General features: G+C 70.3%; 24 protein-coding genes and 1 tRNA gene. 10 read left to right on the top strand and 15 right to left on the bottom strand.

Annotated elements, in window-relative coordinates; all coding sequences use genetic code 11:
* Window positions 1-83: 83 nt before the first annotated feature.
* From OCS65_RS06835 to OCS65_RS06815, 5 genes are all read right to left on the bottom strand, one after another.
* Window positions 84-959 (bottom strand): alpha/beta fold hydrolase, encoded by an 876-nt coding sequence (locus OCS65_RS06835; protein ID WP_044476609.1) that lies wholly within the window; start codon window positions 957-959, stop codon window positions 84-86.
* Between the two features lie 23 nt (window positions 960-982).
* Window positions 983-1420, bottom strand: coding sequence for a PPOX class F420-dependent oxidoreductase (locus tag OCS65_RS06830; protein WP_006947587.1), 438 nt, complete (start codon window positions 1418-1420; stop codon window positions 983-985).
* 4 nt (window positions 1421-1424) lie between these two features.
* Window positions 1425-2462: a patatin-like phospholipase family protein gene (locus tag OCS65_RS06825; protein WP_006947586.1), complete on the bottom strand. Its 1038-nt coding sequence runs from the start codon at window positions 2460-2462 to the stop codon at window positions 1425-1427.
* Window positions 2463-2755: 293 nt separating this feature from the next.
* Window positions 2756-3346, bottom strand: a complete 591-nt coding sequence (gene dcd, locus OCS65_RS06820) for a dCTP deaminase (protein ID WP_006947585.1) — start codon at window positions 3344-3346, stop codon at window positions 2756-2758.
* Between the two features lie 87 nt (window positions 3347-3433).
* Entirely contained in the window at window positions 3434-4051 is a 618-nt protein-coding gene (locus tag OCS65_RS06815; protein ID WP_006947584.1) for a TetR/AcrR family transcriptional regulator, read from the bottom strand.
* Window positions 4052-4141: 90 nt separating this feature from the next.
* On the opposite strand from OCS65_RS06815, the gene OCS65_RS06810 reads away from it, so the two are divergent.
* A complete protein-coding gene (locus OCS65_RS06810; protein ID WP_006947582.1) occupies window positions 4142-4963 on the top strand; it encodes an oxygenase MpaB family protein in 822 nt (273 codons plus the stop codon).
* Here the strand turns inward: OCS65_RS06810 and OCS65_RS06805 are convergent.
* Complete coding sequence (locus OCS65_RS06805) at window positions 4914-6197, bottom strand: esterase/lipase family protein (protein WP_050035828.1); 1284 nt, start codon at window positions 6195-6197, stop codon at window positions 4914-4916. The genes OCS65_RS06810 and OCS65_RS06805 overlap by 50 nt on opposite strands.
* 221 nt (window positions 6198-6418) lie before the next feature.
* Between OCS65_RS06805 and OCS65_RS06800 the strand changes: the two genes are divergently transcribed.
* Window positions 6419-6489, top strand: a tRNA-Gly gene (locus OCS65_RS06800).
* Between the two features lie 73 nt (window positions 6490-6562).
* Here OCS65_RS06800 and OCS65_RS06795 read toward each other — a convergent pair.
* The 8 genes from OCS65_RS06795 to OCS65_RS06760 form a co-directional block, all read right to left on the bottom strand.
* On the bottom strand, window positions 6563-7759 hold the full coding sequence (locus tag OCS65_RS06795) for a YeiH family protein (RefSeq protein ID WP_263509238.1): 1197 nt from the start codon (window positions 7757-7759) through the stop codon (window positions 6563-6565).
* A 314-nt stretch (window positions 7760-8073) separates the two neighbouring features.
* Entirely contained in the window at window positions 8074-9108 is a 1035-nt protein-coding gene (locus tag OCS65_RS06790) for an AraC family transcriptional regulator (RefSeq protein ID WP_263509237.1), read from the bottom strand.
* A gap of 224 nt (window positions 9109-9332) precedes the next feature.
* Window positions 9333-10154 (bottom strand): poly(3-hydroxyalkanoate) depolymerase, encoded by an 822-nt coding sequence (gene phaZ, locus OCS65_RS06785; RefSeq protein WP_029545805.1) that lies wholly within the window; start codon window positions 10152-10154, stop codon window positions 9333-9335.
* Window positions 10151-10603: a MaoC family dehydratase gene (locus tag OCS65_RS06780; protein WP_006937051.1), complete on the bottom strand. Its 453-nt coding sequence runs from the start codon at window positions 10601-10603 to the stop codon at window positions 10151-10153. The genes phaZ and OCS65_RS06780 overlap by 4 nt, the downstream gene beginning before the upstream one ends.
* A 27-nt stretch (window positions 10604-10630) precedes the next feature.
* On the bottom strand, window positions 10631-12334 hold the full coding sequence (locus OCS65_RS06775; protein WP_043798465.1) for a PHA/PHB synthase family protein: 1704 nt from the start codon (window positions 12332-12334) through the stop codon (window positions 10631-10633).
* Entirely contained in the window at window positions 12331-13848 is a 1518-nt protein-coding gene (locus OCS65_RS06770; protein ID WP_043798467.1) for a long-chain-fatty-acid--CoA ligase, read from the bottom strand. The genes OCS65_RS06775 and OCS65_RS06770 overlap by 4 nt, the downstream gene beginning before the upstream one ends.
* Window positions 13845-14072 carry a hypothetical protein gene (locus OCS65_RS06765; RefSeq protein ID WP_263509234.1) on the bottom strand — a complete coding sequence of 76 codons (228 nt, stop codon included), beginning with the start codon at window positions 14070-14072 and terminating at the stop codon, window positions 13845-13847. Before OCS65_RS06765 ends, OCS65_RS06770 begins: the two co-directional genes overlap by 4 nt.
* Window positions 14069-15214 (bottom strand): acyl-CoA dehydrogenase family protein, encoded by a 1146-nt coding sequence (locus OCS65_RS06760; RefSeq protein WP_006937057.1) that lies wholly within the window; start codon window positions 15212-15214, stop codon window positions 14069-14071. The genes OCS65_RS06765 and OCS65_RS06760 overlap by 4 nt, the downstream gene beginning before the upstream one ends.
* 631 nt (window positions 15215-15845) lie before the next feature.
* On the opposite strand from OCS65_RS06760, the gene OCS65_RS06755 reads away from it, so the two are divergent.
* From OCS65_RS06755 to OCS65_RS06720, 8 genes are all read left to right on the top strand, one after another.
* Entirely contained in the window at window positions 15846-16820 is a 975-nt protein-coding gene (locus OCS65_RS06755) for a quinone oxidoreductase family protein (protein WP_029545814.1), read from the top strand.
* 56 nt (window positions 16821-16876) lie between these two features.
* Entirely contained in the window at window positions 16877-17773 is an 897-nt protein-coding gene (locus OCS65_RS06750) for a TauD/TfdA dioxygenase family protein (protein ID WP_037201148.1), read from the top strand.
* 60 nt (window positions 17774-17833) lie between these two features.
* Window positions 17834-18886 (top strand): beta-keto acid cleavage family enzyme, encoded by a 1053-nt coding sequence (locus OCS65_RS06745; protein ID WP_029545818.1) that lies wholly within the window; start codon window positions 17834-17836, stop codon window positions 18884-18886.
* 152 nt (window positions 18887-19038) lie between these two features.
* Entirely contained in the window at window positions 19039-20394 is a 1356-nt protein-coding gene (locus OCS65_RS06740) for an MFS transporter (RefSeq protein WP_029545820.1), read from the top strand.
* On the top strand, window positions 20391-20987 hold the full coding sequence (locus tag OCS65_RS06735) for an RBBP9/YdeN family alpha/beta hydrolase (RefSeq protein WP_029545822.1): 597 nt from the start codon (window positions 20391-20393) through the stop codon (window positions 20985-20987). The genes OCS65_RS06740 and OCS65_RS06735 overlap by 4 nt, the downstream gene beginning before the upstream one ends.
* Before the next feature lie 154 nt (window positions 20988-21141).
* Complete coding sequence (gene ftsH, locus OCS65_RS06730) at window positions 21142-23082, top strand: ATP-dependent zinc metalloprotease FtsH (RefSeq protein WP_231385948.1); 1941 nt, start codon at window positions 21142-21144, stop codon at window positions 23080-23082.
* 47 nt (window positions 23083-23129) lie between these two features.
* Complete coding sequence (locus OCS65_RS06725) at window positions 23130-23396, top strand: SPRY domain-containing protein (RefSeq protein WP_029545826.1); 267 nt, start codon at window positions 23130-23132, stop codon at window positions 23394-23396.
* 28 nt (window positions 23397-23424) lie between these two features.
* Window positions 23425-23826, top strand: a complete 402-nt coding sequence (locus tag OCS65_RS06720; protein WP_006939760.1) for a TIGR03668 family PPOX class F420-dependent oxidoreductase — start codon at window positions 23425-23427, stop codon at window positions 23824-23826.
* Window positions 23827-23868: 42 nt separating this feature from the next.
* Here the strand turns inward: OCS65_RS06720 and OCS65_RS06715 are convergent, their stop codons facing one another.
* On the bottom strand, window positions 23869-25281 hold the full coding sequence (locus tag OCS65_RS06715) for an alkaline phosphatase PhoX (protein ID WP_029545828.1): 1413 nt from the start codon (window positions 25279-25281) through the stop codon (window positions 23869-23871).
* Between the last annotated feature and the right edge of the window lie 103 nt (window positions 25282-25384).

Below are 25384 nucleotides of genomic sequence, written 5' to 3'. Positions count from 1 at the left end.
GCCTGTTACCGACCGAACGTAGGGGCTTGTGACATGCCGCACATCGCCGTTCCCACTGAACGAGACCGTGCGGGAACAGGTGGTCAGCCGAGCGCGCCGAGAAGGGTGGAATTCACCTCCGCGGCCGGGACCATGGGCATCGTGTGGTGCGTTGCTCCCTCGACGATCACCGGCCGCAGCCGCGAGCTCGTCGCCGCGACCGCGGCCGCCACCCGCGCGCTGTCGTGGATCTTGCTGCCGGCCGCGAGAATCACCGTCGTGTCGACCGCGAGCCCGGCGAGGGTGGGACGTGCGGGGCGTTTCGGGACGACCAGCTTCGCCGTCGGGAAGTGCTCGGCGCCCTGGGCGGCGAGGTTCAGCCAGTCCGCGTCGAGGGGCCGGCCGCCGGTCTCCCACGCGAGGAAGCTGCGCTGGCGGTGGTCGCTCGGCCGGAGCAGCAGGGGGATCGCGCGGGCGAGGTACTGTGCGCGCATCCCGGCGAAGCACGAATTCGGATCGAGCAACACCATGTTCGAGATCCGCTCGGGGCGTTCGAGCGCGTAGGCGAGCGCGATCATCGCCCCGTACGAGTGGCCGGCCAGCCGGAACGAGGACAGGCCGAGCGTCGCCGCGATGCCGTCGAGCCACGACAGCAGATCGTCCACGCTGCGCATCGGCTTTCCGTGCGCGACACTCCGTCCCACGTCACCGATCGGATCCACCGCCAGGACCCGGTACCGGGTGGCGAGCGCGGCGGCGTTGGCGAACCACACCGTCGACGTCGCTCCCCCTCCGGGCAGCAGGAGGACCGGCGGCGCGTCCTCGCGGCCGCAGACGTTGATATGCGTTGTGCCGAATTCCGATTCGACCGTCACTGCGCCGACGTCCGCCGGCCACTTCGCGAGCACGGCATCGTAGGCGCGGAGGAACTGCTTCCCCGCAGTGGAGGCTGCGAATTCTGTTGTCGACGCACGCGGCATCGCCTTCCCCCCCTTCGTCCGGATCAGCCGGTCGGTCCGGCCATCCCGTAGAACCGTTCGACCCGCATCGTCAGCACGAGCCGGCGGTCGGCGACCATCGCGTCCCGGAACTCGTCCCAGTCCGGGTGTTCGCCCTGCACCGCCCGATACAGGGCGACGAGTTCCTCGACGGTGTCGTCGTGCGGGTCCTTCGCGACGGGCGACAGTTCGGCGGTGCCCTCCGCGACCGCGTACGCCCAGCCGTCGGCGGCGCTGACATACAGGCTCACGCGCGGGTCGCGGCGCATGTTCGCGGTCTTGGCCCGCCCGTCGGTGATGGAGACCGAGAACGTCCGGGCGCCGGGGTCGTAGTGGTACACGATGTTGGAGAGCTGCGGCCGCCCGTCCCGCTTCAGCGTGACGAGGGCGCCGATCTTCGTTGCAGCGAAGAGTGATTCGATCCTGTCTGCGGGCGCCGTCATGGGATCACCATCTCTTTCCGTGGGAACGGTAGCGCTTGACGTACTCCACCCAGTTCCAGGTCGACAGGAACCCCTGCGCCGCCTCGTACCCCTTGGCGAACTGTGCCTCGATCTCGGACTTGTCGAGGTGGAAGTCGAGGACCCCCACCTCGGTCGAGTCGACCCGGATCGTGCGGGCGCTGACCCACGGCTGGTTGAGGTGGGCCTGGTCGCGGCCGACGAGCACGGTGGTGACGATGCCCTCGATCAGCTCCGGGGAGTCGCCGAGGGCCGAGAACGGACGCAGCAGCCGCAGCGGTGGGAGGACCTTGTCGTTGTCGGCGGGCAGGTTCGGCAGCACGGTGACGCCGAAGGTGGGCCAGCGGGGTTGCTCGGTGTCGATCCGGTCGAGCGAGTCGATCGGGAAGTTCGACAGCAGCCCGCCGTCGACCAGTGTCGACGTCAACCCGGACGTGGCGGTGAGCGTCGCGGGCCGGAAATAGAACGGGATCGACATGGACGCGCGCACCGCGTCGGCCACCGACTGCTCGTCGGGATCGAGGCCGTAGACCGACCGGTAGTCCCACGGCAGCCGGACCAGCAGGCCCCGCGTGATGTCCGTGACGGTGACCACCAGCCGGTACCGTCGCTCCTCCGGGATGTCGTCGTCCTCCATCCGCAGATCCCCGAAGGTGCTGACGCCCAGGTCCTTCAGCGTGTCCCGGATCCAGGCGTGCGCGTAGTCGCCCTGGTAGATCCCCGACCCCCGGAGCACCCCGAATGCGGGACCCAGCAGGGGAATCCGTTCGACGGGACCCGGGTCGAGGAACTTGCGGTACTTGATCCCGAAGACGGCGTCGCGCATCTGCTCGCCCGTCCATCCGGCCTTCGATCCGGCCGCGACGATGGCGCCGACCACCGCCCCCGCGGACGTGCCCGACACCCGGTTGAGCCGGTATCCGGCGTCGGCCAGAGCCACGACGGCACCGGCGAGGCCGATGCCCTTCACCCCGCCGCCGGCGAGGACGAGGTCGGCGACGTCCGGATGCGGGGCTGCGGTCATCGCACACCCCCGAGGCCGCGTCCGCCGCCCGGGACGATCCGTTCGCACCCGTACATGGCCGCCTCCTCCTGCACCGCAGTGCCGCATCGACGAACTGTTCGCGGGACGGACGCACCCGGCTCCCCTGTCCCGTTCACACTATGCCGGGCACCGTGCGAACGCTGGCAGGAAATCGCGGTCCGGACTGTGAAGTGGCGGCTGGACGGGAGGATCTCGTGTCGAGGGGGCGCCTGTTGCGGCGAACGCCGAGAGGCCGGCGCAGCAACCGCCCCTTCGACGCGACAACCGCCCGGTCAGCTCGGGCGGGCGTCGGGGTGTTCGCGCACGAAGTTGAGATACGCCTTCGACGGCGTCGGGCCGCGCTGGCCCTGGTACTTCGACCCGACGGCGGCGCTGCCGTAGGGGTGCTCGGCCGGGCTGGTCAGCCGGAACAGGCACAACTGCCCGATCTTCATCCCCGGCCACAGCGTGATCGGCAGGTTGGCGACGTTGGAGAGCTCGAGGGTGATGTGCCCGCTGAAGCCCGGGTCGATGAACCCCGCCGTGGAGTGGGTCAGCAGCCCGAGGCGGCCGAGCGACGACTTGCCCTCGAGCCGGCCGGCGAGGTCGTCGGGCAGGCTGCACGTCTCCATCGTCGAGCCGAGTACGAACTCGCCCGGGTGCAGCACGAACGGCTCCCCGGGCGGGGCCTGCACCAGCGAGGTGAGCTCGTCCTGGCGCTGCGCGGGGTCGATGTGCGTGTAGCGGGTGTTGTTGAAGACGCGGAACAGGCTGTCGAGCCGTACGTCCACGCTCGACGGCTGCACCATCGCCGCATCGAAGGGGTCGATGCCGAGACGCCCGGAGGCGACCTCGGCGCGGATGTCGCGATCGGAGAGCAGCACGAGGTAGAGGCTAACAACTCGCACAGGGCGACTCCGAGAGCGCTCGAGGTTGTCAGCCGCGCCGGATGTCCGTCGCCGCCGGTCGCGTCAGCGGGCCTGCGACGACATCGTGAGCAGAAAATCGGTGCAGGCCTCGATCACCTCGTCCTGGCTCAGCGGGCTGTCGCCCTCGAGCCACGCCGTGAGCACCTGTGCGAGGCCGCCGACGACGAAGTGCGCCGCGAGGTCGAGCCGGGGCGTCGAGCTCACCTCGAAGAAGTCCACCGCCTGCGCCGTCACCAGCCCGGCGAACATGCGCGACGACTCGAGTCGCCGGCTCACCAGCTGGGGGTTGGCCTGGCTGACGGAGAAGATCAGCCGGCCCATGCGCGGGTCCTCGGCGACCTCGCGGACGATGTTCTCCACGCCGGCCCGGACCACCGACCGTTCGTCGCGCGGTGCCTCCGTGACCGCGCGCAGGGTGCTCTCGGCGATCCGCTGGATCACGTGGTCGTACACGGCGACGGTGAGTTCGTCGCGGTCGGGGAAGTTTTCGTAGAAGTAGCGTGAGGCCAGGCCGGTGCGCTTGCACACGCCGCGGACGGACAGGGTGTGATCGCCGTCGGGTCCGCCGAGGATGTCGAGCCCGGCCTCGATGAGCTGCGCCCGCCGTTCCGCCTGCCGCTGTTCTCCCCCGCGTCCCCCGTAGAGCCGTCCTGTCACCATCCGTCCATCTTCTCAGGAGAGCTCTTTACCCCGATCATATATGTGACTACAGTCGTGTTCACATATAGGACGGACGAAGGGATCGACCTCGTGACCACCCTCGAGAAGCCTGCCGAGTTCGACGACGTCATGGACGGCCTCGGCCTCATGGCCGGCGCGGCGAACGTCATCATGCAGCTGTCCCACCCCGGCGTCGGCTACGGCGTCGTCGAGAGCCGTGTCGCCTCCGGCCGGCTGTTCGACCATCCGATCAAACGCACCCGCACCACCCTCACCTACCTGGCGGTCGCGGCCACCGGCACCGACGAGGAGAAGCAACTCTTCCGGCGCGCCGTCAACACCGCCCACCGCCACGTCCGCTCCACCGAGGCGAGCCCGGTCGAATACAACGCCTTCGACCCCGAACTGCAGCTGTGGGTGGCCGCGTGCATCTACCGCGGCTTCGAGGACGTGCACCACGCGCTCTACGGACCGATCCCGGCCGAGGCCGTCGAGTGGTACTACCGCAAGGGCGCCACCTTCGGCACCACCCTGCAGGTCGAGCCCGACATGTGGCCGATCGACCGCGAGGCGTTCGAGGAGTACTGGAACGAAGCGCTCGCCAAGGTCGACATCGACGACGTCGTGCGCGACCATCTCTACGCCATCGCCGCCATGCGGTTCCTGCCCCGCCCGATGTCGCTGCTGTTCGGCCGGCTCAACCTGTTCCTCACCGCCGGCTTCCTGCCGCCGATGTTCCGCGACCGGATGCGGCTGCCGTGGAGCCCGCGCGACCAGCGCCGCTTCGACCGGCTCATGCGCACCCTCGGGGCGGTCAACTCGCGGCTCCCGGTGGCGCTGCGCGAAGCCCCCTACCGGCTGCTCATGGCCGATCTGCGCCGGCGGATCCGGACGGGCCGTCCGCTGGTCTAGCCCCTCCGGGGCCGGTACGCAGCCACATCAGCAGCTGCCGGTAGACCTCGTCGTCGTTGAGCAGCGTCAGATGGTGCGCCGGCGCCCGGTGCATGCCGTCCTCCATGCGGAAGCCGATGCGCCGGGTCCGGCCGTGCCCCGACGCGCTCGGCACCAGGACGAGTCCGTCCCCGAGCAACCGCCCCAGCGGATGAGCCGGGCTGCGCGTCAGGGTCGCCGACACGAAGCAGTGCATCGCCCCGTCGAGCAGGGGCACCTCCCGGCACACGGCGCGGCGCAGGTCGTCGATGCCGCGACCGGACCAGTCCTCGTCCACCACGGCGCCCTGGTTCAGGTCGCGGATGCCGGCGCTGCGCCGTCGCAGCAGCGTCCCGAACGGCCGCAGCTCCGGGACTGCGACGAGCGCGGCGCTCGCGTAGTGCACCGCCTGCTCGAGCGGCGCCCCCAGATGCGGGGATCCGAGCGAAACGACATGGCGCACACGATGAGTCCACGCCGCATCGGTCTCGGTGCCGTAGAAGCAGGCGCTGCGCGCGACGAGCCCACCCATGGAATGGCCGATCAACGCGAGCTGCTCGACCTTGCGCGGCCACGCCCGCACGAGCGCGTCGAGCAGCGCCGACAGCTCCCGACCGTTCGCGGAGATGCGCCGGCCCGTGTTGTAGCGGACGAACACGGACGTGCAGCCGAGATCGTCGACGAGTCGTTCGCCGTAGGTACGACGGCCGCCGAACCGCCACGTCGTCTCGGTCTCCATCAGACCATGGACGAACACCACCACGCGGCCCGTCGCGGGCGGGAACGCGCGGGCGAGGCCCTCGGTCGTGAGCGGCACGGCCCGGCTGTCCACCCGCACCGACATCGGCAGCGCCAGCGGTGAGCCCTCGGCCTCGAGGACGTCGCCGATGAGGCCCTCGACCGCGGCGATCGCCATCGCCCCGCGGACGCTCTCCGACGGCAACCGGTCGCCGGTGGACTCCGCGAGCCCGAGCGCGGCCAGCTTCCCCGTCGCCGCGGCGGCACCCCTGATCGCGGAATAGACCCCGTCGGCGATCGCGTCGTGCGCGGCCTTCACCGCCAGCGCCGGCGTCCCGACGCCCAGTGCGACCGCCCCGAACACCCGGTCGGAGATGCTGCGGTGCATCGCCTGCACGCCCCCGGTCGCCGCGCCCACCTCGTCCAGCAGCAGCCGAGCCAGCTCGGACGCCTCGGACCGCTCCCCCGTGGCCTTCATGCTCCCAGTGTGGGGGTGCGACGCGCCGCTGTCGCGGCGGGTGCGAGCGGGAGGTTCCGGCGACGAGGGGGTGGTTCCGGAGGCCTCCACTCGGCGTTTGCCGCAACAACCTCCCCCTCGAAACGGAACGCTCCGGGGTGGATGTGACGTCGTCCGTGCGGAGTCTGCTACAGTGTGCGACGAGCGTGGACGGAGCCGAGAAATCGGCAAAAGCCCAGCGTGCCGATGTAGTTCAATGGTAGAACATCAGCTTCCCAAGCTGAATACGCGGGTTCGATTCCCGTCATCGGCTCTCCCGAAGGCCCCGGCCGGCGCATCGCGCAGCCGGGGCCTTCGTCGTTGGCGGGTCGGCGCCCACATACCGGCTAGCCGACCAGCAGCACCCCGGTGAGCGCGGTCGCGGCGACAATGATCGTCGAGGCGGCGGCGAGAGCGAAGGGCCGCCACCCGACACCGCGCAACACGGACAGCCGGACCCCGGTGCCGAGCGCGAACATCGCGGCGGTGAGCAGCGCGGTCTGGGTCAGTCGCGCGGCGTCGAGCCACCCCGGTCCGAGAACACCGGTGGCCCGCAGCGCCACGCAGGCGAGGAATCCGACCAGGAACAGCGGCACCAAGGGCGGTCGCCGCGTCTGCGTGGGCGTGGCGGTGCGGCGTCGTGACGCCACCCCGATCCACGCGACCACCGGCGCCAGCAGCGCCACCCGGGCCAGCTTGACCGTCACTGCAATGGCCAGGGCACCGCCGCCCACCGCTGCGGCCGACGACCCCGCGTCGAGCGCGCCGCCGGCCGCGACCACCTGCGCCACCTCGTGAATCGCCGCGCCGGCCCACATTCCCGCCTGGGTCGAGTCCAGACCCAGGGCGGCCGCAGCCGCGGGAAGAGCCGGAATCATCACGGTGCCGAAGACGACGACCAGCGCGATGGTGGTCACCAGTTCCCGCTTACGTGCGTTCACCACGCCGTCGACCGCGGCCGCGGCCGCGGCACCGCAGATTGAGAAACTGCACGCGATCAGGAGCCGTTGCGTCCAGCCGATCCCGAGCAACTTCCCGAGCGCCATCGACCCGGCGATGCCCAGCCCGACCACGGCAGTGACCACCGCGAGCGTCCCCCACCCCAGTGCCAGCACGTTCGGCAGCAGCAGTTGCAGACCCAGCAGCGCGACTCCGATACGGAGCAGCCGCCGCGAGGCGACGGTCACACCCGGTTCGAAGACCGCCGGCAGCGTTCCCAGATTCGCGACCACCGCGCCGAGCAGGATCGCGATCAGCAGAGGGCTGATCCCACCCAACAGGCGCGCCGCGACAACTGCCACCGCCGCCGCGGCGGCAGACAACACCAATCCGGGCAGCGATGCACGCGCCCGTTCGAGCGCAACCTTCCCGTTGAGCCGGGTGCCGCGGCCGCCGCTGCGCCCGTCTCCGCCTCGGCCGCCCGACTCCGCCTGGCCGGTCCCCACCCCCGCAGCCGGCCGCGTATCCGCTCCGCCCGACGTGTCGTGGTCGGGATCCCTGCGGTCGGACTCCGCGGCCGCGGTAGCATCCAGCACGCTGCACACTCTCCTTCTTCGTCATGTCGGCCCGGGCATCCCGGCCCGGTCGAGGTATTCGACGTGGGGTCGGGTTCGTCAGGCTCGGTGGGTGACCGAGATCTGTTCCACGTCGGTGCATTACGGACACTTCGCGGTGACCGGCTCGCCGGGATCAACGTCGCCGCGATCGAACGGGCCACGGTCACCGACCCGGCTGGGGACCTCCCCGCAGGGCCTGAATTGCGACGCACCTCACGGTATCCGGATTCGGCACGGCATACTGTCCCTATCGGGACACGGTGTATTCGATATGGGACACCGCGTTCGCGCGGATGCCGGTGTCATACCAGCGCGTTCCCGGCCCGCACGGCGGTGTCCGTCCGGTGTTGAGCGCGCCATTTCCTTGGGCTGCAGTCGAATTCGTTGCTGAACCAGCGGGAGAAGTTGCTTGCCGAGGAGAAGCCGAGCAGATCGGCGACCTCGGTGAGCGAGTAACGACGGCCGGCGACGAGGTGTTCGGCCAGGTCCACGCGGGTGGCGGTGAGCACCGCGGTGTAGTTCTGCCCCGCCTCGGCGAGATGGCGGTGTACGGTGCGCCGGTCGACCCCGAGGCTGCGGGCGACCTGCTCGACCGAGCATCGCCCGGTGGGCAGCAGCAGTTCGATCAGCTCGCGGACCCGGGTGACAGGCGTCACCTCGGGCCGGGTGTCGATGGTGTCGAGGAATTGGCGCGCATACGGGCCGATCGAGGGACCCGACATGGCGTTGGGAGCGTCGAGATCGCTTGTGTAGAGTACGATTCCGGAGAATTCCTGGTCGAACTTGACCATCGGGCCGAACGCCTCGAGGTGAGCGCTGGTGTCCTCGGGGGCGAAATGGGTGAAGCAGACCGCCAGGGGTTGCCAGCGGCCGCCGCGGAAATCGCGTAACAGCCCGTGCAGTACCCCCATCGCCAGTTCCGTGGCCTGCCGGGTGTCGGCGGGTTCGCCCAGCTCGAGCCCCACCCGGATCGTCGCCACGTCCTCTGCCTCGACCAACCGCAGCCGCAAAGCCTCGTTGTACATGTGCTGATAGCGCATCAGGAACTTCAGCGCGCTGCGGACGTCGGGTTCCTCCCGGATGACCAGGCTCACCGGGCCGAGGCTGGCAAAGCGCCGACGCTCGACGAGCCGCAGCGCGAAGTCGGGGCAGCGGGTCGCGGCGGCCGAGCGTTCCAGCAGGCGGGCGATCGCGACGGCGGGGATCCACCGGTCCGGCAGCCCCAACCCGGCGGGATCGAGCCCGACGCTGCGCAGCAGTGGCGTCGGATCCGTGCCCAGCGACGCGCACAGGTCGGCGTACCCTGTGATCGCGGCGTAGCGGGCCAACGGCTTCATGTCCGGCCCCACCTCTCGCCCCGGAGAGAACACCTATGTCACCTCAAGATACGCTCGATCGGGCGGTGAGACACGCCCCGGATGGCGCCGATCGAAATCACCGCCGGGGACACCGATGATCACGTGCACCGTGTCGCACCGACGGCTGTTCGGCAGCGCGGGGACGGTCCCCCGCGCGGGCGGCGGCCGCGAGTGCATGCGTCGGCGGTCGTGGGTGATCGTCATCATCGTTGTTCGGGTTCGTGGAGGAAGGCGTCGATCACCGGGGCGAGTCTGCCGGCGTTGGTGATCGGTTCGATATGTCCGCCGTTGTGCAGGTACAGGGTGGCGTGGGGTAGCAGTCGGTGCAGGATGTGGGCGTTGACGATCGGAACGATGGGGTCGTCGGTGCCGGCGACGATCAGGGTGGGTTGGCGGATGAGGGGAAGCATCGGCAGGCTGGTCCACACGGCGCCGGCGAGCAGCTGGTGCAGGTAACCGATCGTCGATCCGGCGTGGGTCTGGGTGTCGAAGAGGGCGGCGATGTCGCTGCCCTGGTTTCTCGCGGTGCCGCCGTAGATCTGGCCGGCGATCGCTGCGGTGTGATCGGGGTCGGTGAACCGGCGACCGGTGAGCATCTTGGCGAGCACCCGGGGATGTCCGGGCACCATGAGCGCCCCGGTGGCGGTGGCGACGAGCACGAGTCGCCGGCACCGGCGCGGGTTCTGGAAGGCGAACTGCTGGGCCAGCGCGCCGCCCCAGGACAGGCCGAGTACGTCCACCACGCCGATACCGAGCCGGTCGAGGACCCGTCCCAGCAGCCGCGCGAGGTAGCCGAACCCGTAGGGCGCGAACGAGGTCCGCGACCCGCCGGCGCCGGGGACGTCGAACCGGACGATCGTGGTGGCCGGGTCGAGGGCGGCGACGAACGGGTCGAGCACCTCGAGCCCGGCGCCGATCCCGTTGCACAGCACCAGCGGCACCCCCGACCCGCGCCGGATGTGGACCCGGATGCGTTGCCGGCCCACGGTGAGGGTGCGCTGCGTGGTGCGAGCGTCTCCGGTCATCGGTAGACGACGACGACCTCGGCGACGCACACCGGCCGCGTCCCGCCCCGGATCTCGTAGGTGAGGGTGAACACGGCCTCGATGCCGGCGGGTTTCTCCACTGCGGCGGTGAGGGTGACGGTGGCGCGCAGTTCGGCTCCGACCGGGACCGGCGCGGGGAATCGGACCTTGTTCACCCCGTAGTTCACTGCCATCCCGAGGTGGTCGATGGCGAGTACCTCGGCGAGCACGATCGGCGTCAGCGACAGGGTGAGGTAGCCGTGCGCGATGGTGGTGCCGAACGGTCCGGCCACCGCCCGGTCGGGGTCGGTGTGGATCCACTGGTGGTCGCCGGTGGCGTCGGCGAACCGGTTCACCTGCTCCTGGGTGATCTCGCGCCAGTCGGTGCGGCCGAGTTCGTGCCCGACCAGGTCGAGCAGTGCTTTCGGGTTGTCGAGTGTGGTGGTCATGATGTCGCTTCCTGAGGTCGTGGTGGGTCAGATGTGGTGTACGTAGGTGCCGGGTGCGGGGTCGAGCGGGGAGTGGCCGGCGCCGCCGAGCGTGGTGGGTGCGGCGACGGTGGCGCCGCTGCGCGCGGCGAGCCAGGTGGTGTAGTCCGGCCACCAGGAGTCGCGGGTGACCGTCGCGCGGTCGAACCATTGCTCCGGGGTGTCCGCGTCGACGGGCCCGACCCGGAAGGACGCCTTGGGGTTTCCGGGTGGGTTGACCAGCGCGGCGACGTGCCCGCTGGTGGAGAGCACGAACCGGGTGTCGGCGCCGCCGAGCAGGGCGGCGCTGCGGTGGCAGGACTGCCATGGCGAGATGTGGTCGGCGATGCCGCCGATCACGTACGCGTCGGCGGTGACCGCTCCGAGGTCGATCGGGGTGCCCAACAGGTCGATTGTGCCGGGGGTGGCCAGCGCGTTGGTAGCGCCGATGCGGACCAGGTCGCGGTGCAGGCCGGCGGTCATGCGGGTGGTGTCGGCGTTCCAATGCAGCACGTCGAACGGCGCGGGCGGGCGGCCCTGCAGGTAGTTGTTGACCCAGTAGCGCCACACCAGGTCGGTCGGGCGCAGCCAGGCGAACACCTCGGCCAGCTCGTCCCCGTCCAGGAAGCCCCTGGACTGCGAGCGTTCGATCGCGGTCTCGGCGGTGCGTGCGTCGAGGGCGGCGGCGGCGAACCCGGCCTGGGCCTGGTCGAGCACGGTCACCGCCAGGGTGAGCCCGGCAACCCGGTCGCCGTGGCCGGTGGCAGCCAGGTACGCGGCGGTCGTCGCGGCCAGGATCCCGCCCGAGCAGCTGCCCTGCAGATGCGTGCGGTCGGTGCCGGTGATCCCCTGGACGGCGTCCATCGCCTCGAGGATCGCGCCGCCGTAGGTGTCGAGGTCCCAGTCCCGATGCTCGGCGTGGGGGTTTCGCCAGGAGATGGCGAACACCTGCTGGCCCTGGGCGACGAAGTACTCGATCATGCTGCGACCGGGGGCGATGTCGGTGATGTAGTACTTGTTGATCACCGGCGGCACCATCAGCAGCGGCACCTCGCGCACGGTCGCGGATTGCGGGGCGTACTGGATCAGCTCGAACACCGGGGTGCGCAACACCACTGCCCCGGGTGTGACCGCGACGGTCTCGCCGAGGGTGTAGGCGCCGTCTTCGATCATCGCCGGAACCCGCGGCTTGGTGGCCATGTCGCGGGCGAACGCGCGCGCCCCGCGCAGCACGGACAGGCCGCCGGTGTCGATGAGCGCCTTCCACCCGAGCGGGTTGAGCAGCGGATTGTTGCTCGGCGCGAGGCCCTCGACGAGGTTGTCGAGCACGAACCGCATCCGTTCGGTGTCCCGCCAGTCCAAGCCCGCGTCCGCGAGCAGGGCATAGGCGGTGTCGGCGGTGGCGAGGTAGGCCTGCATGCTGCGGTGCAACCAGGGGTTGTTCTGCCACGCCGGGTCGGCGAATCGTTTGTCGCCCTTGCCGGGTGCGCGGTCGGCGCGGCCGGCGGCGACCGCGGCGAGTTCCTTGGCCAGGTTTCCGCCGCGGTGCGCGAGCGTGCCCGGGCGGGTGGCCAGCCCGCCCGCGAGCCGGGCCCAGGATCGGTTGGGCAGCATCCGGCCGGCCACGCCGCGGGCCGAGCCGGCCAGCAGCAGGTCCAGCGGCGCGGCGAGCTCGTCGGGGCGGTGTGCCGGCTTGGTGGTGGTGGTGGTCATGGTCGGTTGCTGCTTTCGAAGGTCGGGATGGTGATGTCGCGGCGCAGGATCTTGCCGGTCGGCCCCTGCGGCAGGGTGTCGAGGATCCAGATGTGGCGCGGATACTTGTAGGCGGCGACCCGCTGTTTGACGAATGCGACGATCTCGGCGGGATCGGCGCTCGCGCCGGGCTTGAGCGTGACCGCGGCGCCGATCTCCTCGCCGAGGCTGGCGTGCGGGATGCCGACCACCGCGGCCTCCGCCACGGCAGGGTGCTCGTAGACGACCTCCTCGACCTCGCGGGGGTAGACGTTGAACCCGCCGCGGATGATCAGGTCCTTCTTGCGGTCCACGATGTAGAAGTAGCCGTCGGTGTCGATGCGGCCGATGTCGCCGGTGGCGAACCAGCCGGCCGCGTCGATCGCGGCCGCGGTCGACTCGGGCAGGTTCCAGTAGCCCTTCATCACGTTCGGTCCCGCGATCTGGATCTCGCCGGGCTGGTCGGCCGGAACCTCGGCACCGGTGCCGTCCACGACACGCATCCGCACGCCCTCGATCGGGGTGCCGATCGAGCCGGTCTTACGGACGCGGTCCGGGTGGTTGAACGAGGCGACCGGGGAGGTTTCCGACAGCCCGTAGCCTTCCAGGATCACCGCGTCGAAGGTCCGCTCGAAGTCGGTGAGCACTGCCACCGGCAGCGACGCGCCGCCCGAGACGCACACTCGCAGGCTCGCCGTCGCCGCCGCGTCGAGTTCCCCGGCGACACCGAGCATCGCGGCGTACATGGTCGGCACGCCCTCGAACACGGTGACCCGGTCGCGGGCGATCACCTCGAGCGCGACTCGCGGGTCGAACCGCGGCACCAGTGTCAGCGTGGCACCCACGAGGACCGAGGCGTTGAGCCCACAGGTGAGCCCGAAGACGTGGAACAGCGGCAGTGCGCCCATCACGACGTCGTCGGGTCCGATCTGGATCAGGGTGCGGGCGGTCACCTCTGCGTTGCCGGCCAGTCCGGCGTGGGTGAGTTCGGCGCCCTTGGGCTTGCCGGTGGTGCCCGAGGTGTGCAGGATCACCGCGGTGTCCTCACCCGCCCGCGCCACCGGCGCGGCCTGCGCCGGCAGGTCGGCGGTCAGCCGGGCGAGGTCGTCGTCGTCGACCAGCCACAACCGGGCGTCGGCCGCGTCGGACGCGGCGCGGGCCTGCTCGGCGAACACCGGGGTCGCGAACAGCGCCGACGCGGCGGTGTTGGTCAGGAAGAACTCGATCTCGCGGGCCTTCAGCAGGGGGTTCATCGGCACCGCGATCGCGCCGCGCCGCAGGATGCCGTAGAACACGATCGCGAACGCCGCGGTGTTGGGCAGCATCACCGCGACCCGGTCACCGGGTGCGATCCCGGCCCGCTCGAGCAGGGTTGCCACCCGCGCCGCGGCCGCGTCGAACTCGGCGAACGCGAGCGTGTCCTCGCCGCACCGCAACGCGGTCTTGCCGGGGTAGTTGCGCGCTGACACAACGAGATTGGTACTGAGATTGGTCATGCCGTGGTTCTCCGGTGTGGTTCGAGAAAGGGGTCGTGGTCGGTGGTCGTCTCCGAACTGGCGTGGGGCCGAAGGGGCACGCACAGCGCCGGAGCCCAGCGAATGGAGCCGAGCACCCCGGTCAGCCACGCGATGCGGGCGGCGGCGTCGGGCCGGGTGCGCGTCAGCCGGGCGAGCCACTCGGTGGGTTCGCTCGCGTGGGTGGCCGGCGCGGTGATGCTCACAGTCCGAGGTCCCGTCCGATGATCTCCTTCATGATCTCGTTGGACCCGGCCCAGATCTTGGTCACCCGTGCGTCCTTCCACGCCCGCGCGACCCGGTATTCGTTCATGAACCCGTAGCCGCCGTGCAGCTGGACGCAACTGTCGAGGATCTGGTTCTGCACCTGCGAGCTCCACCACTTGGCCTTCGCGGCGTCCACCGCGGTGAGCCGCCCCTCGGTGTGTGCCTGCACGCACCGATCGACGAACGCCTGCGCCACCTCGAGCGTGGTGACCAGTTCGGCGAAGAGGAACTTGTTGTACTGGAACGAGCCGATCGCCTGGCCGAACGCCTTGCGCGCCCGGGCATAGTCGAGGGTCTCGGCCAGGATCGCCTCGGCGTGCGCGAGATTCGACACCGCCGCGCAGATCCGTTCCTGCGGCAGCATTCGCATCATGTGCGCGAACCCGCCGTCGACCTCGCCGATCACGTTCGCCGCCGGGACCCGGACGTCGGTGAAGAACAACTCGGCGGTGTCGGACTCGGGTTGGCCGACCTTGTCCAGCTTGCGGCCCCGTTCGAAGCCCGCCGTGCCGGTCTCGACCGCGAACAGGGTGATGCCCTTGGCCTTCTTCTCCGGACTGGTCTTCGCCGCCACGATCACCAGGTCGGCGTGGTAACCGTTGGTGATGAACGTCTTGGACCCGTTGAGGATCCAGTCCTCCCCGTCGCGTCGGGCGGTGGTCTTCAACCCGGCCAGGTCCGAGCCCGCGGCGGGTTCGGTCATCGCGATCGCGGCGACCAGTTCACCGGTGCAGAACCCCGGCAGCCACCGCTGCTTCTGCTCCTCGGTGGTCAGCTCCACCAGATACGGCGCCACGATGTCGTAGTGGATGCCGAAACTCGACGCGATCGCGGCACTCACCCGCGAGAGTTCCTCCCCCACAACCGCGTTGAACCGGTAGTCTCCCGCCGCGCTGCCACCGTACTGTTCGGGTACCTCCAGACCGAGCAGGCCGAGCTTGCCCGCCTCGATCCAGATCTCGCGGTCGATGAACCGCTGCTCGATGATCCGCTCGTGCTCCGGAATCAGGTGGCGCTGCGTGAAGTCACGGACCGTGTCACGAAAGGCGAGGTGGTCGGCGGTATAGATGGTCCTGGTCATCGATCTTCCTGAGGGGTGGCGACGGGTGTTTTCGAGCACGTCGGGCAGGTGGCCGCCTCGGCCGGCTGCATCGACGATCCCGGTGCTGGAGACGTGGCCCGCGGAGTGCGGGACTCGATCGAGAACCCATGCGGGTCTTCGGCTTGCCACTCCACGGTAGCCGAACCGCACCCACCGTACTTATCTCATCGGGTCAGCAAACTATTCGTATCGGGACAGGGTTGATGGCGCACGGACGACACCGCCTGCATTCCACGCGAATCCGATGAGCACCGTTGTCGCACACCGACGCCGCCCCGGTCGGCTCGATCGACCGACACCGTCCCACACCACCACACACCCTCGCATCCGGGATGCAGCCGGCTCGAACCCGGCGGGATGCACGTCCCGGGCCGGCGAGACCGCTGGATCGCCGCAGCGTCCCGAAGCGAATATTTGGAGTCCCGCCAGGATAAGTATCCATGGGATGGTCCGACTAGAGTTGGGTTCATCACAGCACGGGCCACCCGGTGACCGCCCTCACAAGCCGAACCGGCCCACCCGAGCGAATCCAAAAGCTGTTCCACAGCACAATGTTTCGGATCTCCGAGTCGTCACGACGCGAGCGCCCGGGACCGAGAAGGAGAATACCGTGGCGAAGGCCGTTCGTTTCTACGAGACCGGTGGACCGGAGGTCCTGCGGTGGGAGAATGCCGAGGTCGGGGAACCCGGCCCGGGCGAGGTCCGGATCCGCCACGGTGCGGTCGGCCTCAACTTCGCCGACACCTACTTCCGGACCGGGCTCTACCCGGCCGCGTTGCCCGCCGGCATGGGCGTCGAGGCGGCAGGTGTGGTCGAGGCCGTCGGCGCCGGTGTGTCGCACGTGCGGGAGGGTGACCGCGTCACCTACACCGGCAGCCCGCTGGGCGCCTACAGCACCGAGCGGGTGATGCCGGCCGAGCACCTGATCACGCTCCCGGACGGGATCGCGTTCGAGACCGCGGCGTCGATGACCATGCGCGGGCTCACCAGTGCGTATCTACTGCGGCGCATCGCCGCGCTGGACGCCGGGGACACGGTGCTGCTGCACGCCGCCGCAGGCGGGGTCGGCTCCATCGTCACCCAATGGGCGAATCTGCTGGGCATAAACGTGATCGGCACCGTGTCCAGCGACGCGAAGGCCGAGATCGCCCGCGCCAACGGCTGTGCACACGTGATCGTCTACACCCGCGAGAACGTCCCCGCCCGGGTCCGCGAGATCACCGACGGGGTCGGGTTGCCGGTGGTGTTCGACAGCATCGGCGCCTCCACCTTCGCGACCTCGCTCGACTCGCTGGCCCGCCGCGGCCTGCTGGTGTGCTTCGGCACCGCGTCCGGACCGATCCCGCCGATCGACGCGATGTCGCTGGCGGTGAAGGGCTCGCTGTTCGTGACCCGTCCCGCGCTGGCGGACTACATCGCCGACCCGGCCGAGCGGGCCGAACTGGCCGGCGAGGTGTTCGGCCACGTCGCCGCCGGCCGGATCCGCATCGACATCAACCAGCGCTACGAGCTGGCCGACGCGGTGACCGCACACCGCGATCTCGAGGCCGGCGCCAGCATCGGCACCTCGGTGTTCACCCTCTGAACCCGGCGAATACCCGACGCCATTACCGAACCCCAATTCTTCTAGGAGACAACGCAATGTCTGTCACGATCGAGATGCCCCGGCGGACACGGACGGTGACCCCGTTCCGGGTCGAGCCGTTGACCGCCACGATCGGTGCGGAGCTGTTCGACGTGGACCTGGGCGAGGTGTCGCGCGACGACGCCCTGTTCGCCGAGCTGCGTGCGCTGCTGCTGCGTCACAAGGTGCTGTTCCTGCGCGGGCAGGACTTCACCCGCGCCGAGCACGTCGCGCTGGCGGAGCGGTTCGGCCCGCTCGAGGATCACCCGGTGGCTGGCAGCGACCCCGACCATCCCGGGCTGGTGCGGATCTACAAGGACCTCGACAGCGCGCCGGAGCACTACGAAAACGCCTACCACTGCGACGCCACGTGGCGGCAGAACCCTCCGATGGGTTCGGTGCTGCGCGCCGTGGAGATCCCACCGGTCGGCGGCGACACCGTCTGGGTGAACATGGCGCAGGCCTACACGCGGCTGCCGCAATCGGTGAAGGACCGGATCGACGGGCTGCGCGCCCGGCACAGCATCGAGGCCAGCTTCGGTGCGAACATGCCCCTCGAGGCCCGGTACGCGCTGCACGAGCGGTTCCCCGACGCCGAGCACCCGGTGGTGCGCACCCATCCGGAAACCGGGGAGAAGATCCTGTTCGTCAACGCCTTCGCCACCCATTTCGTCAACTATCACACCCCCGACAACGTCCGCTTCGGCATCGACTACGCCCCCGGCGCCGGGGATCTGCTGCGCTACCTGATCAGCCAGGCCGCGATCCCGGAATACCAGGTGCGGTGGCGCTGGACCCCCAACAGCGTCGCCATCTGGGACAACCGATCCACGCAACACTATGCGGTGCAAGACTATTGGCCCGCAGTACGCAAGATGGAACGCGCCGGCATCGTCGGCGACGCCACCTTCTGACCCATCCCCCGTCCCGTCCACCCTCACCAACCCCACCACAACTCTGATCGGAGCACTACCATGCACTTCCACGACGACGCCCTGTTCCCGGAGAACCAGGAGAAGCTGGTCATCACCGTCGCCCCCTACGGCCCGGAGTGGGACATCGACGACTTCGCCGAGGACCTGCCACTGACCATGGACGAGCACGTGCAGAAGGCGGTGGACTGCTACGAGGCCGGCGCGACCGTGCTGCACATCCACGTGCGGGAACTCGACGGCAAGGGCTCCAAGCGGCTCTCGAAGTTCAACGAGTTGCTGGCACGGCTGCGCGAGGCGGTACCCGAGATGATCCTGCAGGTCGGCGGCTCGATCTCGTTCGCACCCGAAGGCGAGGGCGCGGACGCGAAGTGGCTCTCCGACGACACCCGCCACATGCTCGCCGAACTCGACCCCAAGCCCGACCAGGTCACCATCGCGATCAACACCAATCAGATGAACATCGTCGAGCTGATGACCGACGACGACATCGCCGGCACCTCCTTCGAGCGCCCCGAGGTCTACGACGCCTACCGCGAGATGACCGTCCCGGCCGGGCCGGGCTGGGTCGAGGAGCACCTGCGCCGGCTGCAGGCCAACGGTATCCAGCCGCACTTCCAGCTCGCCAACATCGCCCAGCTCGAGACCGTGGAGCGGTTGATCCGTCGCGGCGTCTACACCGGCCCGCTGATGGTGACCTGGGTCGGCATCGGCGGCGGCTTCGACGGTCCCAACCCGTACAACATGATGGAGTTCATCCGCCGCACCCCCGACGGGGCGGTGCTCACCCTGGAAACCCTGATGCGCAGCGTGCTGCCGGTCAACACCATGGCCATCGCGATGGGCCTGCACGCCCGCTGCGGCACCGAGGACACCCTGTGGGGCCGCAAGGGCGAGAAGATGACCTCCGTGGCGCAGGTCGAACAGCTCGTCCGCATCGCGAACGAACTCGGTCGCGAGGTCGCCACCGGCAAGGAGGCCCGCGAGATCTACAAGCTCGACGAGCACTACACCAGCGCCGAGGAGACCCTCGCCAAGATCGGCTTCGCGCCCAACCGCCGCCCCGGCCAGCGCGGCTTCACCCAGCACGCCTGACGCGGCATCCGCGTGACCCGCGGGGCGTGACACCACGCCCCGTGCCGCGCCCCCGGGCACGCGAAACCCTTTCTCCCACCGGCCGTCAGCACCACAAACTTCACCCCCAGCCATCGCGCTCCTCCCCACCCCACCCGAGGTTTAGGAAGATCATGTCCTCTCTCACCCCCACCGCGCCGGAGCGGACCGCGACCGTGTCGGCGCCGTCTCGCCGCAGCGGGCGATCCCGGTTCTACCCGTGGCTCGTGTTCGCACTCACCTTCGGGCTGCTGCTGTCGGACTACATGTCCCGGCAGGTCCTCAGTGCGGTGTTCCCGTTCCTGAAAGCCGAATGGTCGCTGTCGGATTCGCACCTCGCATCGCTGAACAGCGTGGTCGCGTTGATGGTCGGGTTGCTCACCCTGCCGCTGTCGATGCTCGCCGACCGGTGGGGCCGGGTGCGCAGCCTCGTCGTGATGGCCGCGTTGTGGAGCGTGGCGACCCTGCTGTGCGCGGTGGCGGGCTCCTACGAGCAGATGCTCGGCGCCCGGTTCCTGGTCGGGGTCGGTGAGGCCGCCTACGGCAGCGTCGGTATCGCGGTCGTGCTCAGCGTGTTCGCGCCGCGGCTGCGGGCCTCGCTCTCGGGTGCGTTCATGGCCGGCGGCTCGTTCGGGTCGGTGATCGGCGTCGCATTCGGCGGGGTCATCGCCGTGCAGCTGTCCTGGCGCTGGTCCTTCGCGTCGATGGCGATCTTCGGGCTGATCCTGGTCGCGCTGTTCTGGGCCCTGGTCAGCGAGCGCAAGCTCGCCCGCCACGCCATCGACGACGACACGAACACCACCCACACCGAGGCGCCGGGCCCGGTTGCACGTGCCCCGATCTCGAGCCTGTTCACCAACCCCGCGGTGCTGTGCGCCTACATCGGCGGCGGGCTGCAGATGTTCACCGCCGCCGCGCTGATGGCGTGGCTGCCCAGCTTCTTCGGCCGCTCCTACGGGCTGGCCGCGGACAAGGCCGCCGCGATGGCCGCGGTCTTCGTGCTGCTCATCGGCGCCGGCATGATCGTGTGCGGCATCGTCGCCGACCGGGCCGCCCGCATCGACCCGGCCCGCAAGTGGACGGTCGCGATCGCGATCAGCCTCGCCGCCGGAGTACTGCTGATCGTCGGGTTCCGGCTGCCGGTCGGCACCGCCCAGCTGGTGCTGCTCGGACTGGGCGCGTTCTTCTCCGCCGGCTCCACCGGCGCGGTCACCGCGATGGTCGCCAACCTGACCCACCCCACCGTGCGGGCGTCGGCGTTCGGCACCACCACCCTGGCCAACAGCCTGCTCGGGCTGGCCGCGGGCCCGTTCGTCGTCGGTGTCCTCGCGGACAGGATCAGCCTCGCCGATGCTCTGCAACTCGCGCCGCTCGTCTACCTGGGCGCGGTCGCGGTGCTGCTGGTCGGCAAGCGCGTCTACCCCGCCGGCGTCCGCAAGCTCGCCACCCTGTCCGCCACCCCCGCGCAGCAGACCGGAGCCGACAAGTGAGCATCCTCGATACCACGACCGTGGTGATCGTGCCGGGCCTGCGCGGCCACGTCGCCGAGCACTGGCAGACCCTGCTCGCCGCGCGGCTGCCGAAGGTGACCACGGTCGAGCCGCTGCAGCGCGACAAGTTCGGTCTCGCCGCCCGCGTCGCCGCCCTCGACGAGGCCGTCGCCGGCACGACCGGCCCGGTGCTGCTGGTCGCGCACAGCGCCGGTGTGATGATCACCGTGGCGTGGGCCCAGCGCCACGACCACCCCGTCGTGGGCGCGTTGTTGGCCACCCCACCCGACCTCACCGTCGCGCTGCCCGCCGGCTACCCCACCCCCGAGCAGCTACGCGACAACGGCTGGTATCCCACGCCGCGCACACCGCTGCGGTTTCCCAGCATCGTCGCCGCCAGCAGCAACGACCCGCTCTGTGGGTTCGACCGGGCCGCCGCTCTCGCGCGGCACTGGGGCAGCAGACTCGTCGACGCCGGACCGGTCGGGCACCTCAACCCCGCCGCCGGCTACGGCCACTGGCCCGCCGCCGAGGACCTCGTCCGTGAACTTGCCGAGGCACCGCCGCCCCGACCGGTCCCCGTCCGGGCCTGAGCCCCGGACCGTGGCGGCGAACCCTGCGATACCGACGTCGAGGTTCGCCGCCACACTCGACAGTCTCTCGTCGATCCTGCTGACACGGGTGAGGACCTCCGTGCGTCCGGATACCGTGGATCCGACGCGGACAGGTCAGGCAGGAGAGCGCCGAATGATCACACGGACCAGGTTCTTCTCCGTTCACCACTCACGGTCGGCGCGATCGGGGCCTCCCCCGGACCCGCCGCCCCCGCCGGCGCCGTCCTCGGGCCTGTGGTGGCAGCTGGTCGCGGTCGCCGTCCTGCTCGGCGGCCTGGTGGTCGCCCTGGCCCTGCAGACCCCGACGTCGAGCACCCTGACCTACAGCGACTTCGTGGACCGGGTCGACGCGGGCACCGTGGAACAGGTGACGATCGACGACAAGGGATCGGTCTACGGAACACTTTCCGACGGAACCGAATTCGTCACCCAGCTACCCACCGCGCTGGACCTCGCCGGGCTCGACAACAAGCTGCAGGCGAAGCAGGTCCGGGTCAGCGCGGAACAGACCGACGACAGCCCGTGGGGGGCGATTCTGTTCAGCATGCTGCCCTTCGTGGTGTTCGCGGGACTGCTGCTGTGGCTCGGCCGCCGGGCGCAGCGCGCATTCAGCGGCGGCGCCGGCGGTATCGGGGGCATCGGAACGTTCGGCCGCTCGAAGGCCCGGGTGATCGAGGCGAACCGGCCGACCACCCGCTTCGCCGACGTCGCCGGATACGACGGCGTCAAGCAGGAGATCAGCGAGGTCGTCGACTTCCTGCGGGATCCGGAGAAGTACGCGGCCGCCGGCGCGAAGGGTCCCCGCGGCGTGCTGATGATCGGCCCGCCGGGCACCGGCAAGACGCTGCTGGCCCGCGCGGTGGCGGGTGAAGCAGAGGTGCGCTTCCTGTCCGTCACGGGCTCGGAGTTCGTGGAGATGTTCGTCGGCGTCGGCGCCTCCCGCGTGCGGGACCTGTTCGAGCAGGCCCGCAAGAGCCCCCCGTCGATCATCTTCATCGACGAGATCGACGCCATCGGCAGCAAACGCGGCGTCGGGACCTACGCCGGAAACGACGAGCGGGAGCAGACGCTCAACCAGTTGCTGGCCGAGATGGACGGCTTCGATCAGAGCGTCGGCATCGTGGTGCTGGCGGCGACGAACCGCCCGGAGGCGCTCGATCCGGCACTGCTGCGGCCGGGCCGGTTCGACCGCACGGTGGTCATCCCCCTGCCCACCCAGTCGGAACGGGCCGCGATCCTCTCGGTGCACCTGCAGAGCAAACACCTCGGACCCGACGTCGATCTGAGTGTGCTCGCGCGGGCCACCCCGGGGTTCTCGGGTGCGGATCTGGCGAACCTGGTCAACGAGGCCGCCATCAACGCCGTCCGCGACGACCGCACCGTCATCTGCGCCGACGACTTGTCGTCCGCGCGCGACCGCCTGCTGCTCGGCCGCCGCGAGAGCGCCAACGCCCTGCTCCCCGAGGAACGGACCTCGGTGGCGGTGCACGAATCGGGTCACGCGCTGCTCGCGGCTCTGTGCCCGCACGCCGACCCGGTGGCGAAGGTGACGATCCTGCCCGCGGGCATGGCGCTGGGATCGACCCAGCAGCTCCCCGAGGTCGAACGCCACCTCTACAGCGAGGGGTATCTCAACGATCTGCTCACCGTGCGGGTGGGTGGGCGGGCCGCGGAAATCGTCGTGTTCGGGGAGGGCTCGACCGGCGCCGCCGACGATCTGAGCGGCGCGACCCGGATCGCCGTGCGCATGGTGCGGGAATTCGGGCTGTCCGAAGCGTTCGGACCGGTGGGGTACGGCTCCGGCGATCCCAACTACCTCCATGCCGACACCAGCGACCGGAGCCTCGTGCGGCCCTACTCGGAACACACCCAGCAGCTCGTGGACCGCGAGGTCGCCCGGCTGCTGCGGGCCGCCGAGGAACGGGCGGTCGCGCTCCTGACGCAGCATCGGGCGGCGCTGGACCGGCTGGCCGCGATCCTTGTCGAGGAGGAGACCGTCGACGGCGGCGTCGTCCTCGAGGTGCTTCGGGTGGAAGCGGACACGGCCCGGCCGCAGCGCCTCGGCAGCACCTGAGGAATGCGCCCGACATGATTCGCCGCGCCGCGGGGAACCCGGTCCCCATGGCACCTCTCCCCGACCCCACGACGGCACGGCACTACCGCATCCACGAGACTCCCGACGGTCACCGTTGGGTGATCTGCACCCACGACCCGTCGCTGGGCATCGATTTCGGCCCGGGACCGGAGGCCGAGTCCTGGGCGCGGGAAGCCTGGGCCGACCTGGAATCCCCGCCGCCGCAGAACCAGTACAACTGGCGGCCGGCGCCGCCGGGCCTCGCGGGCTCGCGGTTCGGCCCCGACAGGCGGATCCCCGGACCGAGAAGGTGACGACCGGCGGGCGCCTACCGTGGGGGGTGTGGACGCACGCGCTCTCGTCACCGCCGCCCGCGTCGCACGGCTCGCCACCGCCGGGCCGGAGGGGCATCCGCACCTCGTCCCGATCGTGTTCGCGCTCGCCGGCGACGTCCTCTACACCTGCGTCGACGACAAACCGAAGACGACGCGCCGGCTGCGGCGCCTGCGCAACATCGAGGGCAACCCGCACGTCACCGTGCTCGTCGACCACTACGAGGAGGACTGGACGCACCTGTGGTGGGTCCGCCTCGACGGCACCGCCACCGTCCACGACCCGCGCTCCGCGGTCGGCACGGCCGGTCTCGATGCGCTCGCCGTCAAGTACGCGCAGTACCGCGCCGCCCGCCCGGCGGGGCCGGTGCTCCGGATCGCCGATCTGCGCTGGCGGTCCTGGTCCGCCTGACACGCACGGCCCGCGGCGCCGCGCGGGCCGTGCGATCGAGGATCAATTGATCGGACGACGCCACGGCCCGGTGATGGCAAGGACCAGCCCGGGCGACTGGATGTTGACGAACAGGGTCTTGCCGTCGGCACTGAACGCCGGTCCGCAGAACTCGCTGTCGTTGAGTTCGTTGCGGGCGATGGCGAACGGCTGTCCCTCGGCGGTGACGCCGATGAGGTGGCTGATGCCGTCGCCGTCCTCGGCGAGGATCACGCCGCCGTACGGCGAGACGGTGATGTTGTCGGGACCGTCGTAGTTGCCGGTGTCGACGGACGGGTCGGGGTTGACCCCGAACAGCGTCTTCAGCGTGATCGTCTGTGAGGCCGGATCGTAGAACCACACCTGGCCGTCGTGCTCGGCGACGCTGCCGTCGCCGGTGCGGGCGTAGCTGGCGACGAAATAGGCGCCGCCGTCGCCCCACCACTGGCCCTCGAGCTTGCGGCTGCGGGTGACCTCGTCGGCGGCGAACTGTGCGCGCACCGGCGTGGTGGCGGCGTCGCGGTCGGGGACGTCGACCCACTCCACCGCGTAGCGCACGCCCGGCTCTGTGGCCTGCGACAGGTCGGGCACGTGCGTGCCGCCGTCGAGGCACCTCATCGCCTGCAGGCTGCCCGCCGTGTCGCCGCCCGGCGACACGGCGAGTTCACGCAGGGCGCCCGGCCCGCCGCGGAAACCCTGCGGCGGCGTCCACCGGAAGAACAGGCCGTTGGGCTCGTCGGCGTCCTCGGTGAGGTAGATCGCGCTCGATGCCGGATCCACGGCGACGGCCTCGTGCGCGTACCGGCCGAGGAACTTCAGCGGCACCGGGCTCTTGCCGCGGTTGGCTTCCTGGCTCGCGGGGTCGACCTCGAAGACGTAACCGTGGTCGAGCGTGAATCCCTTGGAGCCGGCGCGTGCCTCGGTTTCCTCGCACGTCAGCCACGTGCCCCACGGGGTGATTCCGCCGGCGCAGTTGTTCACGGTGCCGGCCAGGCTGACGTACTGGCCCGTGCGCTGCCCGTTCGGCCCCACCGTGACGGTGGTGGTGCCGCCTCGGGCACCGGGGTCGTAGGTCAGGCCGTCGACGACGGGCACGCCGAACGGCTCGTCCTTGCCGATCTCGTGGTTGGTCACGATCGTGGAACCGTTGCCCCGCGCGAACACGCCGTTGGCGTCGGGATCGCTGGGGACGGGCGCGCCGTCGTCGAGGGTCGTCTCGCCGGAGCGCGACACCACGGTGTACGAAAAGCCCACAGGCAGGGCGAGAATGCGGTTGGGATCCGGGACGAGCGGGCCGTAGCCGATCGCCGTGCCGGGCACGGCGGACGCAAGTCCGGGGCGCACGAGCGCCTCGACGCTGCCGGCGAGGGCCACGCCGAGGCCGGCCAGCGCGGTGCGTCCGAGGAACCCGCGGCGATTCAGTGGTGCCGTCGTCACTGTTTCGATACCTCCATCGATCCGGTCGAGTCCTTCGGACCGTAGGTACCGGAAAGCCCGGTTCGGTGGCCGGCGCGTGACCCGGAACTGAACCGGACGCGAA

Source organism: Rhodococcus aetherivorans (genome assembly GCF_025722975.1).
GTDB classification, from domain to species: Bacteria; Actinomycetota; Actinomycetes; order Mycobacteriales; family Mycobacteriaceae; genus Rhodococcus; species Rhodococcus aetherivorans.
This window is presented reverse-complemented; position numbering and strand designations above follow the sequence as displayed.

What these genes read in the sequence shown, in the direction of transcription:
- OCS65_RS06835 (WP_044476609.1), bottom strand. Translation starts at nt 959, where the DNA reads ATGCCGCGTGCGTCGACAACAGAATTCGCAGCCTCCACTGCGGGGAAG.
- OCS65_RS06830 (WP_006947587.1), bottom strand. Translation starts at nt 1,420, where the DNA reads ATGACGGCGCCCGCAGACAGGATCGAATCACTCTTCGCTGCAACGAAG.
- OCS65_RS06825 (WP_006947586.1), bottom strand. Translation starts at nt 2,462, where the DNA reads ATGACCGCAGCCCCGCATCCGGACGTCGCCGACCTCGTCCTCGCCGGC.
- OCS65_RS06815 (WP_006947584.1), bottom strand. Translation starts at nt 4,051, where the DNA reads ATGGTGACAGGACGGCTCTACGGGGGACGCGGGGGAGAACAGCGGCAG.
- OCS65_RS06805 (WP_050035828.1), bottom strand. Translation starts at nt 6,197, where the DNA reads ATGAAGGCCACGGGGGAGCGGTCCGAGGCGTCCGAGCTGGCTCGGCTG.
- OCS65_RS06790 (WP_263509237.1), bottom strand. Translation starts at nt 9,108, where the DNA reads ATGAAGCCGTTGGCCCGCTACGCCGCGATCACAGGGTACGCCGACCTG.
- phaZ (WP_029545805.1), bottom strand. Translation starts at nt 10,154, where the DNA reads ATGACCGGAGACGCTCGCACCACGCAGCGCACCCTCACCGTGGGCCGG.
- OCS65_RS06780 (WP_006937051.1), bottom strand. Translation starts at nt 10,603, where the DNA reads ATGACCACCACACTCGACAACCCGAAAGCACTGCTCGACCTGGTCGGG.
- OCS65_RS06775 (WP_043798465.1), bottom strand. Translation starts at nt 12,334, where the DNA reads ATGACCACCACCACCACCAAGCCGGCACACCGCCCCGACGAGCTCGCC.
- OCS65_RS06770 (WP_043798467.1), bottom strand. Translation starts at nt 13,848, where the DNA reads ATGACCAATCTCAGTACCAATCTCGTTGTGTCAGCGCGCAACTACCCC.
- OCS65_RS06760 (WP_006937057.1), bottom strand. Translation starts at nt 15,214, where the DNA reads ATGACCAGGACCATCTATACCGCCGACCACCTCGCCTTTCGTGACACG.
- OCS65_RS06750 (WP_037201148.1), top strand. Translation starts at nt 16,877, where the DNA reads ATGTCTGTCACGATCGAGATGCCCCGGCGGACACGGACGGTGACCCCG.
- OCS65_RS06745 (WP_029545818.1), top strand. Translation starts at nt 17,834, where the DNA reads ATGCACTTCCACGACGACGCCCTGTTCCCGGAGAACCAGGAGAAGCTG.
- OCS65_RS06740 (WP_029545820.1), top strand. Translation starts at nt 19,039, where the DNA reads ATGTCCTCTCTCACCCCCACCGCGCCGGAGCGGACCGCGACCGTGTCG.
- ftsH (WP_231385948.1), top strand. Translation starts at nt 21,142, where the DNA reads ATGATCACACGGACCAGGTTCTTCTCCGTTCACCACTCACGGTCGGCG.
- OCS65_RS06725 (WP_029545826.1), top strand. Translation starts at nt 23,130, where the DNA reads ATGGCACCTCTCCCCGACCCCACGACGGCACGGCACTACCGCATCCAC.